Genomic DNA, 14,190 nt, shown 5'->3' with positions numbered 1-14,190 from the left:
CCGCGCCCGCGCAGGCGCGCGCGGGCGCGGATGCATCGCGCGAGTTCGGCACGCGGCCGAGCCATCCGCGCCGTCGCCGCCCTACCCCGCGGCCAAGATGCGCTTCGCCGTGTCGGCGCCGATGCGGATCGCGCCGTCGACGTGCAGGTAGCCGACGCCCTGGATGTCGCTCGACGCGAAGAAGATCGGGCCGACCGGCTCGTTCTGCAGGTGACCCCAGCGGCTGAGCCCGCCCAGGTCGTAGCTGCACGCATAGGCGCCGCGCGTCCACTCCTCGTCGCCCCAGTCCGACATCGCGACCGCGACCGGGTTTCGCGCCTCGTCGCCGAAGTACGCGGCGAACGAGTCGAGCACCGCGGCCCGGCGCTCGGCCTCGGGCATCGCCCAGAGCCGCTCGGCCTCGACATCGACGACGAACCCGACGAGCATGCCCTGCGACGAGTCGTGCGTCGAGTTGTCGTAGACCTCGCACACGAACTCGTCGCGCCCGAAGCCCGTACCCGCGAGGCCCCGCTCGCGCCAGAACGGCGTCTCGTACGCGGCCTGCACCTTGACGACGAGGCCCATCGACTGGTGCTGCTGCGCGACCATGCGCTCGCGCGGCAGGTGCGGCTCGTAGCGGATGAGCGAGTACAGGTTCGGGGGCACGGCGACGACCGCGAAGCGCGCGCTGACCCGCAGCTCGTCGCTCTCGGCGACGACGGATGCCGCGCGGCCCGGCCCCTCGTCGGTCCAGTCGAGCCTCCGCACGGGCGACGACAGGAACACGACGTCGTCGCCGAGCTCGTCGGCGAGCTGGGTCGACACCGACTGCATGCCGCCCACGACGCGCCGGTCGAGCAGCAGGCCGTCGTCGACGAGCTCGTGCAGCGAGCCCGCCGACGCGGCCATGAGCATCGCCTGCAGCACCGAGAAGGTGTGCGCCGGCTTCGTCAGCATGCCGCCGGCGATGAAGTGGTCGAACGAGCGGATCGCCTCCTCGTCGTCGCTGAGGGTGCGCAGCCACGCGCTGAAGCTGATCGCGTCGAGCTCGGCGGCGCGCGGGTGCTCCCACGGCGCGGCGGGGTCGAGCTCGGCGGCGAGCGCATCGAGCGCGGCGATGAGGGTGTTCATCGCCGCGACCGTCTCGGACGCGGTCGGGAAGTCGTCGCCCTCGAACTCGGTGCGGCGCCCGTCGGGCGCGAGGTAGACCGAGCGGCCCTCGCGGTAGCGCGGATAGCTCTCCTTGCCGAGCTCGCCGAGCAGCGACTCGAGGGCGTCCTGGCCGGCCGAGATCCACTGGCCGCCGAGCTCGAACCACTCGCCGTCGACCGTGTCCGACCAGGTGCGGCCGCCGACGCGGTCGCGGGCCTCGAGCAGCGCGACCGATGCGCCTCCCTCGACCAGTCGGCGGGCGGTCACCAGACCGCTGACGCCGCCGCCGATCACGACGACGTCCCGGGTGATCTCTCTCACGTTCATGCTCCTCATCGAGTCCTCGAACCGCTCGGTCGTCGAGCCGTCGACGGCGGCATCGATGCGGCCGTCGCGAGGGAGCCTACGAGCATGGGGCGCCCGCGGGTGAGCCGCCGGCGCGGCGGATTCATTTACGCACGCCCCCGCACGCCGCCCGGGCGGGGCGCGAGGATGCGGCCGTTCATTTTCGCGCCCCCGTGCGAGGGTCGGGACGTCCACCCCGAGGCCGTCGCGGGGCGGGTCGGAATCTGGCAGGGTGAACGCTCGAAACCGAGAAGTTCGAGGCCCGCGTGTGACCTTCGAGTGTTTCCGCGACATTCCTGCAGTGAGGAGGTACTCCGTGGAGGACGATGAACCCGGGGACGCCGAACTGCTCCGCAGCATCGGCGCCGGCGACCAGCGAGCCCTGTCGAAGGCGTTCGACCGGCATTCGAACACGGTCGCCCGCTATGCGTGGGCGCTCGCGCCGAGCCGCATGGATGTCGAGGAGATCGTCCAGGACACGTTCCTGGCACTGTGGCGACGAGGCCCGGAGATCGCGCTGCTTGATCGGTCGCTGCTGCCCTGGTTGCTCGTGACCTGCCGCAACATCGCCGCGAACGCGGGCCGCAAGCGTGCACGCGCCGCCACCGACGCGTTGCCCGACGAATGGATGCCGGCGCACTTGTCGATCGTCAGGGCGGACCAGGCGCGCGAGTCCGCCCGCGAGGAGTTGCGATGGGTGCTCGACGCGATCGAGCGGCTCGAGCCGGTCGACCGCCGCGTCTGCGAACTGTGCCTCCTCGACGGCCTGCCGTACGCGCAGGCCGCCACCGAGCTCGGCCTCAGCGTCGGCGCGGTGAAGCAGCGGGTCTCCCGCAGTCGGATTCGCTTGAGGAAGGCGGTGACCGTCGATGAGAACTGAACCACCGAACGGCGACGAGATGGCGCGCCTGCTGGCGTCCGCCAAGGGCGGACTCATGGCCGAGGCCCGACGAACGCCCCGACGGCGACCCCGCACCGAACTGCTCGTCGGCAGCCTCGTCGCGGCGGTGCTGCTCATCGTGCTCGTCACGGGCGGCGCGCTCGTGGCCTTCACCGGAGGCCCGGCGCCGTTCGCGGGCCCGGGGCCCACCCCGGCGACCTCCGCACCGCCGACCGACACGACGCCCGCACCCGACGAGCCCGGGCCCACGCCGACCGAGTCGGCCACCGAGCCGCCGGATCGGCTCGCGGCGGTGACGACGATCGTCGTGCGCGCCGAGGGCCTCGACTTCGAAGACGCCGCCGGCGAGGTCGTGACCTCGACCTCGTACGACGACGACACCGGCCTGATCGTCGGGACGCTCACGGCGGTGCTCGGCGAGGTGCCGACCGTCGAGGAGGAGGGTGCGGAAGAGTACCTCGCCTATGTCTGGCCGGGCATCCGCGTCAGCGACGATCTCGGCGAAGGACCGGGTCGCATGCCGACGAACGTCGCGGTGAAGTTCACCCTTCCGGTCGTCGGTGACGGCGTCGCCGTGACCACGCAGCGCGGGGTCGCGCCCGGCGACGAGCTCGCCGCCTCCCTCGCCGACGAACCGATCTACCCGGGGTACCCCGAGACCATCGGCATCGTCGCGCTCGAGACGGGACCCGAGCTCGGGCCGCCGTCATCTGAAGGGGTGCCGAACGCGTACGCGGTCGTGGCGTCCGACTCCGTGGAGGAGGACGGCATCCCCTCGGTGGTGAGCGCTCCCGTCAATCTCGGGACCGCCCAGCAGTTCGGTTTCTGAGCGGCGATCTTCGGGCACCGATGCGGGCCGTGCGCACGACGCTCGTGCCCGCATCGCGGCCGCGCGGATGCCCGGTGCCGATCAGTCGAGCCCGGTGCTCGCGAGGTGCCGCGCCCCGTGGCTCAGCACCTTGACGACGACCCCGCGCCGGCGAAGCTCGGCGAGCGTGCGCAACTCTTCTTCGACGTCGCGGCCGAGCGCGTGCACGTTCGCGACGACGAGCACGTCGCCGCCGTGCAGGGTGCCGAAGAACCGGGCGAGTCGTTGCTCCCACGACTCGCCGACGTTCTCGGGCGCCGGGTAGCGGAAGTCGAGGATCGCGACCCCGAACGCGAGCAGGTCTTCGCGCTGCTCGAGGATGGGGGGCATGTCGGCCCTGGCCACGACCAGGCCCACCAGACGCGACCCCTCGGGCCGCGCCATCCACCAGTCGCCGTCGCGTCGCAACTCGACGAAGCACTCGGGGCACTCAGTGGCGGCGTGGGCGTGCGTCGCCGACGACCCGCCCACCGTGGGGTGCTCGTCAGTCATCCGGTCGCCTCGCTCCTACCCGTTCCGTCCGGCATTCATCGTACGCGCTCGCGCCGACACCGGGGGTGGGGCCGGTACGGGGCCGGATGCCCCGGCGTGCGCTCAGCGCGGACCCGACGCGGCGCGCCGATCGCGAGACCGGCCGAGCGCGTACGCGCCGGCGCCGGCCAGCAGCAGCGCGATCGCGGCGAGCATCGGCTGCAGCGCCTCGAAACCCGAGGCGGGCAGGGCCCCGGCGTCCGGCGGCTCGGGCGCGGGCGGCTCGGGCGGCTCGGGGGGTTCGGGCGGCAGCACCTGCGAGTTCGCGAACGTGCACACGACCGTCTCGCCGAGCCCGAGCGCGATCACTGCGTTCGCGCCGTCGATCGTCGGCTCCGACGCGCCGCCGGTGCACGTGACCCCGTCGAGCGCCCACCCGGCGGTCTCGAGCTCGGTCACCCGATAGTCGCCGGACGCGAGCGGCGCGGTGGTGAACGGCTCCGAGGCATCCGACAGAGCGAAGCCCGCTTCGTCGCCGCCGTCCGGCCCCCATTCGAAGCCGAACTCCTGCGACGAGCCGGGCGGTGTCGTCGACTTGTCGACGACGATGACGCCCCATTCGGTGTTCGTGAACGTGCAGGTGACGGTCTCGCCGGGGTCGAGCCCGATCGAGCCGACGAGGTCTGCCGTCGTCGACGGGGTGCCGTCGGCGGCGCCGTCGACGCAGGCGAGCCCGGTCGTCTCATAGCCGTCGCGCGCGAGCTCCTCGACGGTGTAGCTGCCGGGAACGACCCCGTCGAACGCTGCCGCCCCCGTGCCGTCGCTCGTCGTGATCGTGAACTCGGGCGGTGACCGCCAGTCGCCGGTGAAGCCGAACTCGCCGTCGGCCCCGTCGACGGCCTTCACCACGACGATGCGGCCGTAGGCGGAGTTCACCGCACTGCAGGCGCCCACGTCGCCGGGGTTCACCGAGAAGTCGCTGAGATCGTCGAGCACGAACGGGGGGCCGCCGTCGCCCGGCGTGATCGTGCAGGTGAGCGCGCCCTCGATCCAGTCGGGGCGGTCGACCTCGACGAACGAATAGCGCACGCCCGGGATGATCTGCGGCAGCTCGACCTCCGCGCCGCCGCCCGCGGTCGTGACGCCCACGGTGATCGGGTCGATCGCGTGGTCGAGGTCGGTGAGCACGAACTCGAACTCGCCGTCGCCGCCGAGCGAGGTCTTGGTGAGCGCGCCCGTGCCGGCCGTCGCCCGGTTCGTCATCGTGCACTCGAGGTCCAGACCGACGGGCGCCGTGAACTGCAGCCCGGGCGCCTCGAGGTCCTCGTCCGCGAGCCCCGTGCAGGCGACGTCGCTCGACCAGCCCGACGCACCCGACTCGGTGATCGAGTAGCTGCGGCCGGGCATCAGCGCACCCCAGGTCACGATCTCGCCCGACTGCCCGACACCGCTGACGACCTTCGGGCTCGACTCGCCCGTCGGCACCGGATCGATGCCGAGGTCGAACGACCACGCGAAGTCGTCGCCGATGCCCGCGGCCACCTTCGCGACGCTGATCGAGGATGCCTCGGCGGTGTTCTCGACCGTGCACTCGACGGCCTGTCCCGGCGTCGGTGAGAACTGCAGTCCCGCCGTCGCGGGATCGAGGTCCTCGAGGCCGCAGACGGGTGCACCGCGGGACCACCCCGCCTGGGCGGCGCCCGATTCGCGCAGAGTGTACGTCGCACCCGGCACGAGCTCGTCCCACTGCACGGTCGGCGCTGCCTGGGTCGCGGTCCGACCGATGGTGGTGCCGTCGGGTCCGACGAGGTCGAACGCGAACGACCACGCGAGATCCGCATCGGCGCCCGCGACCGTCTTCGTCAGGGTGAGCGAGGCCGTGTCGGCACGGTTGGTGAAGAAGCAGACCGCCGCGTCGGTGTCGGCGAGGTCGACGACGACGCCGCGGCCGTCCGCGCTCGGCTGCCATTCGGCGCCGTTGCAGTCGAGTCCTTCGAGCGTCCAGCCGTCGACGTCCGCAGGCTCCGTGACGGTGTACGACCCGGGCTCGAGCGACCCGAACGACCGGAGCGCGACGTTCGGCGGAGTCGAGTCGCCGTTGAGCTGGAATCCCGTCGGCGCCGCGTCGGGCGGCGTGAACACGAAGTCGAACAGCTGGTCGTACTCGACCGGCACGGTGCGCTTGATGACGGCGATCGAGCCCGGAAGGCTGTTCGTGAAGAAGCAGCGCACGGTCTCGCCCGGCAGCACGGTGAAGTCGATGCTGCGCGCAGCGGTGTCGCCCGTGTGATCGGTGCCGCCGTAGGTGCACGAGAGGTCGGCGAGCCGGGTCGGCGGATCGGCCGCGTCCGAGTCCTCGCTGAGCGTGTACTCGCCGGGCGGCACGCCCGTGAACGTCTCCTCGTAGAGTGTCCCGTCGCCGTTCGGCACCTCGATGTCGAAGGCCTCGCCACCGGGCAGGTCGCTGGCGAACGAGAACGTCCGCCCGTCGACCCCGTGCGCCTCCTTCGACACGATGACCGTGCCGAGCTGCGTGTTCGTGAACGTGCACGTGATGTTCTCGCCCGCCGCCGGCGTCACGGTCGCCGAGCGACCGTCGACCTCGGCGCCGCCGCCGTCGCACGCGATGTCGGGCGCGAGCCAGCCGTCGGCCGCCGCCTCGGTGATGGTCACGTCCTCGCCGACGGGCACGGCGAACGAGCGGCGATCGCCGTCGCCGAGCGTGACGTCGTCCTGGCCGGTCACCTCGAACCCGAAGGCACCGGCCGCCCCGTCGGGCAGCGTCTGCTTCTCGACCGTGACGACGGCCGCGGCATTCGTGATGACGCAGTCGGTCGTGTTCTCGGGTGAGACGAGGAACGCGTCGGACGGGTCGTCGATGACGAACTCCTGCGGCGGACCGCCGCCGAGCGGGATCGCCGTGCAGACGATCGACTGGAGCGACCACGGCGGTGGGATCGACGTCTCGGTGAGGTGGTACTGCGAGCTCACGAGCACGTCCTCGTACGTCTTCGTCTCGCCGGCCGCGAGCGTGTCGACGATCGAGTCGACGGGCGGCGGCCCCGGGATCACCGGTCCGCCCTCGCGGGTGATGGTGAACCCGAAGTCGTCGGTCGGCTCCACGTCGTCGGGCACGGTCGCCTTCGTGACCGTGAGCGCGCCGCAGTTCGAGAGGCTCATGGCGTCGGGTGCGTGGTCGGCGAAGTCCTGGATGTTCGCCTGGGCGGAGTTGCCCGTGCGGGTGAACATCTCCGACACCTCGAAGGTGCGGCACTCGGTCGGGGCGAAGATGCCGGAGGTGTTGAGGTCGATCGCGAACTCGCCGAACGTGTCGAGCGGCTGGTTCGTGAGCGGCGGCCCCTCCTGCCGGATGCCCGTCGCCCAGGTGAAGTCGGCCGTGCCGGGCTGTGCCACCCACGTGCCGGCGCCGAGTGGGTTCGCACAGGCGTCTCCCGCGGTCGGCGCCCAGCGCAGCACTCGCGCCGTGGTGCCCGACGACTCGTAGTCGAACTCGATCAGCACGTCGTTGCAGCGCCCGTTGCCGGGCCCTTCGAGGTGCTGGAAGATGCTGACCTCGCCGTTGCCGACGTAGCGGGTCCAGTACCCGTAGAGGATGGTGTGGCGGGTGCCCGCCGCATCGGTGACCACCTCGAGCCCGTACGCCGTCGAGCAGAGGTCGCCCTTCTCGTTCGGCTTCGCCGTGCCCGGCAGCCACGGGTTGGTGTTCGGGCTCTGGCTCGGCGGGGCGCCGGTCGGCTCGGCGCCCGCGGCGCAGGCAGCGGCCAGCGAGCTGTTGTCCCAGTCGAAGGCACCCTCGATAATGCCGGTCGACGCCAGGCCCTGGGTCGTCGTGTACGGGCCGGTCGGGGTGAACGTGAAGCTGCTGTCGGGCTGCACGCCGGTGATGAAGTCGCCCCAGTTGAAGGTGTTCGGCGGAGTGCCGGGGTCGACGGTGCCGTCGACGATCATGCCCGTCGCGAGGCCCGACGGCTGGAGGGTCGCGGCCGTCGCCGAGGTGGCCGCCCCGAACGGGGCGAACAGCGCGGCGATCAGCGCGCCGACGGCAACGGCCGCCCGCGCTCGCCCACCGCCGGATCGCCGCCGCGAGCGACTCGCCGCCACGTTCGACCTGCCCGTTCCCCCCGGACTGCGCACGCACTCACCGTATCGAAGTCGACCCGGCGACGGCACCCCTCCGACGATCGCGCGGCGCGGGGATCGGATCGGCGCCGCTCCCGGCCGCGATCAGCCGACCGCGAGGAACTCCGCCGCCGCCTGCCGGAACACCCGCGATCCGGGCGTGTTGAAGTGGTGCCGCCGCGGCACCTCGACGAAGGTGCCGTTCGGCGTCGCCGCCGCCAGGCTGCGCGACTGCTCGACGATGGCGTCCTCCGTGCCGGTCGCGAAAAGCACCGGCTGGCGCGGCGGGTCGGCCGGGTCGGGGTCGGCGTCGCCGAGTCGCATGCCCTCGGCGAGCGCGATGAGCGCGCGCAGGTCGTTGCCGGGCACGCGCTCGGCGAGGGTCACGTAGTTGCGGGTGACCTGGTCGTCGACGGGCGCGCCCTCGTCGACGTAGGCGCGCGCCTGGTCGATCTGCAGGCGGGCGAGCGGCCGCCCGTCGGGGATGCCGCCGAGCACCGCGCGTGACACGTGCTCGGGCGCCTGCACCGCGAGCTGCCAGCCCACGCGCCCGCCGAGCGAGTACCCGAGATAGCGCACCCCCTCGACCAGCAGGTACGTGTCGAGCACGGTCACGAGGTCGTCGACGAACGCCGACATGCGGTAGGCGGATGCCTCGTGCGGCGTGCCGCTCGCACCGTGGCCGCGCTGATCGACGCCGATCACCCTGAAGCCGGCCGCCGTGAGGTCGCGCACCATGCCGGTGTCGACCCAGTTGTCCTTGCAGCTCGAGGCGAACCCGTGCACGCACAGCACGGTCGGCGCGTCGTCGTCGCCCCAGGTGTAGGTCGCGATGCGGGTGCCGTCGGCGGCCATCACGTACTGCGGCTTCGGCATCACGGTTCGCGCCGGCAACGAGGCATCCATGCCTGCCATTCTGCCGCGCCGTCGCGCGCATCGCGCGGCGCGGCGCTCAGCCCTCGAAGTCCTCGGGGTCGACGTCGTCGAGGAACCGCTTGAACTCCTCGAGCTTCGACTCGTCGATCGGCATGGCGGCTCCGCCCGAGGCATCCCCGTGGTGCGACGACCCGGAGGGCTCGGACGCCGCCTCGCCGGCGAGCTCCGCCGGGATTCCGGCGTCCTCGAGCACCTGCTCGGCGATCCAGATCGACGCCTCGGACCGCACGGCGAGCGCGATCGCGTCGGACGGCCTGGCATCGACGATGCGCGGCCCCTGCCGGGTGACGAGCGTGAGCTCGGCGTAGAACGTGCCCTCGTCGAGCTTCGTCACCTCGACCCGCTCGAGGCGGGCGCCCAGGGTGCCGAGCAGCGTCGTCATGAGGTCGTGCGTGAGCGGGCGCGGGGTCGACTCGCTGCTGAGTGCGATGAGGATCGAGTTCGCCTCGTTCCGGCCGATCCAGATGGGCACGACGACCGGCCCGTCCGGGTCGTCGGCGAGCGGGCGCAGCAGCACGAGATGCTGCCCCGACTGGTCGAGCGCGATGCCGAGCACCCGCACCTGGATCATGCCGTCCTCCGTCCCGCGACCTCCTTCGAGCGTAGGCTCGTTCACCTGCCGGCACATCATCCGAGACCGAAGGAGCCGCCGATGACCGACTGGACCGCCGACGAGCTCGACCGCGTCGGCGCCGCCGAAGAGCTGCAGCTCGCGTCTCGGCGCGCCGACGGGTCGCTGCGCCCGTACGTCACCATGTGGGTCGCCCGCGTCGGCGACGACCTCTTCGTGCGCTCGGCGTACGGCCCCGAGGCCGGCTGGTACCGCCGCGCCGTCGCGAGCGGCACGGGCCGTGTCAGGGCCGGCGGTGTCGAACGCGACGTGAGCTTCGCGGGCGCCTCGGCCGAGGTGCAGCGCGACCTCGACGCTGCGTACCGCGCCAAGTACGCCCACCATGCCGAGCGCATCGTCGCCACGGTGGTGGGCGAGCGCCGCTACGACGTCACGATCCGGCTCGTCCCCGAGGCCGACGCCGGCTGATGCCCGATCTCGAGATGGTGCGCCTGCCCGCGGGCATGGTGGGCCTCCACGACGCGCGCCGGAAGGTGCGGTGGACGGTCGAGCTCGAATCGTTCGAGATCGGCCGCTTCGCCGTCACCCAGGAGCAGCTCGCCGAGGCGATCGGCGAGACCGCGAGCCATCCGCTTCGCCCGGCGGCCGATGTGAGCTGGCTGCGGGCGATCCGCTTCTGCAACGCCGCTTCCGAGTGGGAGGGGCTCGACCCGGCGTACGCGTTCGACGGGCTCGACGTCCACTGGGACGCGACGAGCGACGGCTATCGCCTGCCGACCGAGGCCGAGTGGGAGTACGCGTGCCGTGCCGGGTCGACGGGGCCCCACTACGGCCCGCTCGCCGAGGTCGCGTGGACGGCGGCCGACGGCGTCTCCGCGCCGCAGCGGGTCGGGCTCAAGCTGCCGAACCTCAACGGGCTGTTCGACACGCTCGGCAACACGTGGGAGTGGTGCTGGGACCTGCTCGACCCGGCGCGCTACGACGACTACCGCGTGTTCCGCGGCGGCGGCTTCGCCGACGACGCGTGGAGCGTGCGCGCGTCGACCCGGCGCGGCGGTGCGCCCGGCATGCACCACGAGGACGTCGGCTTCCGCGTCGCTCGGGGTGGCTTCGACGAAGCGGATGCCGCGCAGGGGTGGTCGCTCGCGGCCGACCTCGAGCGGGCGACGATCGACGAGCCGCTGCCGCCGGGGTGGACGCCTCGGCGCTGAACGGCGCCGCGCCGCGTCGGCTCGGCGCGGCGCCGCACGTGTCGGCGGCGCATGGCAGACTCGCGGCATGGCGCAGCAGATCGGCACCCCGGGCGGCACGCCCGAACGCCCCGCGGTGTTCTTCTCCGGGCCCGACGAGTTCCGTGCGTGGCTCGAGGCGAACCACGACACCGAGACAGAGCTGTGGATGGGCCTCTACAAGAAGCACGTCGCCGATCGCCCGCTGACGTGGGAGCAGGCCGTGCCGGTCGCCCTCTGCTACGGCTGGATCGACTCGGTCGCCCAGCGCATCGACGACGATGCGACGCGCCAGCGCTGGTCGCCGCGAAAGCCCTCCAGCATCTGGTCGAAGGTCAACATCGCACTCGTCGAAGAGCTCACCGCGCAGGGCCTCATGACCGAAGCCGGCCTCGCCGCATACGCCCGCCGGCGCGAAGATCGCACGGGCGTGTACTCGCACGAGAACCCCGACCAAGAGCTGCCGCCCGAGTGGGCCGCCCGAGTCGAGGCGAACCCCGCGGCATCCGCCTTCCTCGAGGCGGCGACGCCGACGTACCGCCGGCAGGTGACGCACTGGGTGCTGCAGGCGAAGCAGCAGGCGACCCGCGAACGCCGGCTCGCCCAGCTCATCGACGACAGCGCGGCGGGCGAGCTCGTGCCGTTCCAGCGCTACGGCGAGACGCCGAAGTGGGTCCTGCGCGCCGCCGAGGCGGCGCGCGCGGCCGGCGGGTCGAGCTGACGTGACGAAGGGGCCGATGCCTGGGCCCAGGCATCCACCCCTTCGTCGCTCGGTCGTCGCGGCACGATGAGCCGCTCACCGGCGTCAGGCCCGCGCGAGTCCGTAGATCGGGCTCTTCTCCTGCTCGGCCTCGTGGTCGGGGCCGAGCGGAATGCCCGAGCGGTCGCGCAGCAGCAGGGTCGCCACGAGGCCGATCAGCGTCATGCCCGCCAGGTACCACGTGACGGCGTCGGTGGAACCGGTCGTCTGCACGAGCCACTGGGCGATGGTCGGGGCGAACGCGCCGCCGAGGATCGCACCGATCGCGTACGAGATCGAGACGCCTGAGAAGCGGATCGAGGCCGGGAACAGCTCGGAGTACAGCGCCGCCTGGGGCCCGTACGTGAAACCGAGGCCGATCGTGAGCGTCACGAGCCCGAGCGTCAGCAGTGCGAGGTTCGCGGTGTTCACGAGCGGGAACAGCAGGAAGACGCCGACGAGCTGCAGGATCCAGCCGATGATGTACGTCGTGCGACGGCCGATGCGGTCGCTGAGCCAGCCCGCCACCCAGGTGAAGACGAGCCACGAGACGGCCGAGACCGTCACGGCGCCGAGCACGTCGGCGGTGGCGAGCCCGATCGGGCCCTTCTCGTCGGTCGCGTAGCGCTGGATGTACCCGCCCGTCGTCATGTAGCCGACGGCGTTGTTGCCGGCGAAGACGAGCGCGGCGATGAGCACGAGCAGCGCGTGCCTGCGGAAGAGCTGCACGATCGGCATGCGCGTCTGCTCCTTGCGCTCGGCGATCTCGGTGAAGACCGGGCTCTCCTCGACCTTTCGACGCACGTAGTAGCCGATGAGGATGAGCACGACGCTCAACAGGAACGGCACGCGCCAGCCCCACGCGAGGAAGGCGTCGCCTGGGGCGATGACCGCCATGAGCGCCATGGTTCCCGAGGCGAGCAGGAGCCCGAGCGGCACGCCGATCTGCGGCGAGGCCCCGAACATGCCGCGTTTCTGCTTCGGCGCGTGCTCGACGGCCATGAGCACCGCGCCGCCCCACTCGCCACCCGCCGAGATGCCCTGCAGGATGCGCAGGAGGATCAGCAGGATCGGGGCCGCGATGCCGATCGCCTCGTAGGTCGGCAGCACGCCGACGAGCGTCGTCGCCGCACCCATCAGGATGAGGGTCAGCATCAGCACGAGCCGGCGGCCGTACTTGTCGCCGAGGTGACCGGCCAGGAACGCGCCGAGGGGGCGGAACAGGAAGCTGATTCCGACGGTGATGAACGCCAGGATCTGCGCGAACTGCTCGCCGGCCGGAGCGAAGAACAGCTGTGCGAAGACCGTGCCGGCCGCTGTCGCGTAGATGAAGAAGTCGTACCACTCGACGGTCGTGCCGACGACCGTCGCGAAGACGACCCGTCTTCGGTCGCCCACCGCTGAGATCGTGCCGGTGGGGGTGAATCCGGGCTGGTCGGGTGCGCTCATCGTGCGACTCCTTCGTCTGGTGAGGGGCCCGGTGACGCGCGCGGCGCCTCACCGAGGAGGCCGCCGTGAAGGGTCGACGACGACCTGCGCTCGATCATATACGATTTCAGATCTGATTGGGAGATCCACGTGCAGGCCGATATCCGTCCACTCGCAGCAGGCACGGGCAGCGCCCGGCAGCCCCGTATCCTTGCCGAGTGACGACGACGGCTTCCCGGTTCTCAGCGGTGCTCTTCGACTGCGACGGCGTGCTCGTCGACTCGGAGCGGATCACGCTTCGGGTACTGCGCGAGATGCTGGGCGAACTCGGCTGGCGGGCGACCGAGGCCGACGTCGTCCGACACTTCCTCGGGCGCTCGCTGCGTGACGAGTGGCGCGTCATCCTCGAGCACACCGGCTTCCGCATCGACGACGCCTGGGTGCTCGGGTTCCGGGCCCGGCGCGACGCCGCCCTCGCGGCGGAGGTCGCACCGATCCCGCGGGTCGCCGACGCCCTGTCGGCGATCGCGGGCCTCGTCGGCGAGCGCATGGCGTGCGTCTCGGGGGCAGACCGCGGCAAGGTCGAGCTGCAGCTCGACACGACCGGGCTGCGTCCGTTCTTCGGCGAGCGCATCTTCAGCGGCATGGAGCAGGCGCGCACGAAGCCCGCGCCCGACGTCTACCTCGCCGCCGCCCGCTCGCTCGAGGTCGACCCGACCACGGCGCTCGTCATCGAGGACTCCGTCGCCGGCGTCACCGCGGGCGTCGCCGCAGGCGCGACGGTCTACGGCTTCGCCCCGCTCGGGCCGACGCGCACCGACCCCGCGGCCCTGTCGGCCGCCGGCGCCGGGCTCGTGTTCACCGACATGGGAGAGCTCGCGGCGCTCGTCGCCGCCTGAATCAGCTCGAGCCGGCGAGTGAGCCGCAGCACGATCAGGAGCGGCACGATGCCGATCACGCCGAACGAGATGTCGATCAGCTGCCAGCCGAGCGGGATGCCTCGGATCGAGCCCGCGATCAGCGCGAGCGGCACGACGCCGAGGCAGGCGAGCATCCCCCACTGGGTGACCCAGACGTTGCGCACCGGATCGCGGTAGGGACCGATGAATGCCGCCGCGATGACGAGGTGCGCGAACGCGAGCCAGTCGGTGCCGTACGCGAGGAATGGGTGCGCACGGTAGCTCTCGCGCAACCCCTCGTCGACGCGCTGCACCCACTCGACGACGCCCGGCGCCCAGTCCGCGGCACCGAGGCGTTGCAGCACCTCGGCACCGAACGCGAGCTCGACGTCGAGCGGGAAGGCGGTGACCCCGCTCACCACGAGCCCCGCGATCATGACGACCAGCCAGATCCGGATCCACCGCAGGAGGTGCCGCGATCCGGTCGGCGGAGCGAGGCGGCCATCGGTGAGGGCGGGCTGTTCCATGG

Annotated in this window: 13 protein-coding genes; 6 read left to right on the top strand and 7 right to left on the bottom strand. The window is 72.0% G+C overall.

Going from position 1 to position 14,190, the window contains the following annotated elements; translation table 11 throughout:
* Nucleotides 1-81: 81 nt before the first annotated feature.
* Entirely contained in the window at nt 82-1,455 is a 1,374-nt protein-coding gene (locus tag PX701_RS11280; protein ID WP_275506317.1) for a flavin monoamine oxidase family protein, read from the bottom strand.
* A 340-nt stretch (nt 1,456-1,795) separates the two neighbouring features.
* Here PX701_RS11280 and PX701_RS11275 point away from each other — a divergent pair, with 340 nt between their 5' ends.
* The gene (locus PX701_RS11275) at nt 1,796-2,359 is read left to right on the top strand and encodes an RNA polymerase sigma factor (RefSeq protein WP_275506316.1); all 564 of its coding nucleotides are present in this window, start codon (nt 1,796-1,798) and stop codon (nt 2,357-2,359) included.
* On the top strand, nt 2,349-3,209 hold the full coding sequence (locus PX701_RS11270; protein ID WP_275506315.1) for a hypothetical protein: 861 nt from the start codon (nt 2,349-2,351) through the stop codon (nt 3,207-3,209). Before PX701_RS11275 ends, PX701_RS11270 begins: the two co-directional genes overlap by 11 nt.
* 81 nt (nt 3,210-3,290) lie before the next feature.
* Here the strand turns inward: PX701_RS11270 and PX701_RS11265 are convergent, their stop codons facing one another.
* From PX701_RS11265 to PX701_RS11250, 4 genes are all read right to left on the bottom strand, one after another.
* On the bottom strand, nt 3,291-3,740 hold the full coding sequence (locus PX701_RS11265) for a recombinase family protein (protein ID WP_231431996.1): 450 nt from the start codon (nt 3,738-3,740) through the stop codon (nt 3,291-3,293).
* Nucleotides 3,741-3,842: 102 nt separating this feature from the next.
* Nucleotides 3,843-7,841 carry a prealbumin-like fold domain-containing protein gene (locus PX701_RS11260; protein WP_275506314.1) on the bottom strand — a complete coding sequence of 1,333 codons (3,999 nt, stop codon included), beginning with the start codon at nt 7,839-7,841 and terminating at the stop codon, nt 3,843-3,845.
* A gap of 123 nt (nt 7,842-7,964) precedes the next feature.
* Entirely contained in the window at nt 7,965-8,765 is an 801-nt protein-coding gene (locus PX701_RS11255) for an alpha/beta fold hydrolase (RefSeq protein ID WP_231431998.1), read from the bottom strand.
* A gap of 46 nt (nt 8,766-8,811) precedes the next feature.
* A complete protein-coding gene (locus PX701_RS11250; protein WP_231431999.1) occupies nt 8,812-9,366 on the bottom strand; it encodes a bifunctional nuclease family protein in 555 nt (184 codons plus the stop codon).
* Nucleotides 9,367-9,447: 81 nt separating this feature from the next.
* On the opposite strand from PX701_RS11250, the gene PX701_RS11245 reads away from it, so the two are divergent.
* The 3 genes from PX701_RS11245 (at nt 9,448) to PX701_RS11235 (ending at nt 11,316) form a co-directional block, all read left to right on the top strand.
* Nucleotides 9,448-9,834, top strand: a complete 387-nt coding sequence (locus PX701_RS11245) for a DUF2255 family protein (RefSeq protein WP_231432000.1) — start codon at nt 9,448-9,450, stop codon at nt 9,832-9,834.
* Nucleotides 9,834-10,577: a formylglycine-generating enzyme family protein gene (locus tag PX701_RS11240; RefSeq protein WP_231432001.1), complete on the top strand. Its 744-nt coding sequence runs from the start codon at nt 9,834-9,836 to the stop codon at nt 10,575-10,577. Before PX701_RS11245 ends, PX701_RS11240 begins: the two co-directional genes overlap by 1 nt.
* 67 nt (nt 10,578-10,644) lie before the next feature.
* Nucleotides 10,645-11,316 carry a YdeI/OmpD-associated family protein gene (locus tag PX701_RS11235; RefSeq protein ID WP_231432002.1) on the top strand — a complete coding sequence of 224 codons (672 nt, stop codon included), beginning with the start codon at nt 10,645-10,647 and terminating at the stop codon, nt 11,314-11,316.
* Nucleotides 11,317-11,400: 84 nt separating this feature from the next.
* Here the strand turns inward: PX701_RS11235 and PX701_RS11230 are convergent, their stop codons facing one another.
* Nucleotides 11,401-12,783: an MFS transporter gene (locus tag PX701_RS11230; RefSeq protein WP_231432003.1), complete on the bottom strand. Its 1,383-nt coding sequence runs from the start codon at nt 12,781-12,783 to the stop codon at nt 11,401-11,403.
* A 197-nt stretch (nt 12,784-12,980) separates the two neighbouring features.
* Here PX701_RS11230 and PX701_RS11225 point away from each other — a divergent pair, with 197 nt between their 5' ends.
* A complete protein-coding gene (locus PX701_RS11225; RefSeq protein WP_231432004.1) occupies nt 12,981-13,661 on the top strand; it encodes an HAD family hydrolase in 681 nt (226 codons plus the stop codon).
* Here PX701_RS11225 and PX701_RS11220 read toward each other — a convergent pair.
* On the bottom strand, nt 13,547-14,188 hold the full coding sequence (locus PX701_RS11220; protein WP_275506313.1) for a hypothetical protein: 642 nt from the start codon (nt 14,186-14,188) through the stop codon (nt 13,547-13,549). The genes PX701_RS11225 and PX701_RS11220 overlap by 115 nt on opposite strands.
* Nucleotides 14,189-14,190 lie beyond the last annotated feature (2 nt).

Source organism: Agromyces chromiiresistens, assembly GCF_029167465.1.
Lineage (GTDB): Bacteria > Actinomycetota > Actinomycetes > Actinomycetales > Microbacteriaceae > Agromyces > Agromyces chromiiresistens.
The sequence above is the reverse complement of the archived record's forward strand: the minus strand, read 5'-3'. Positions and strand labels throughout refer to the sequence as shown.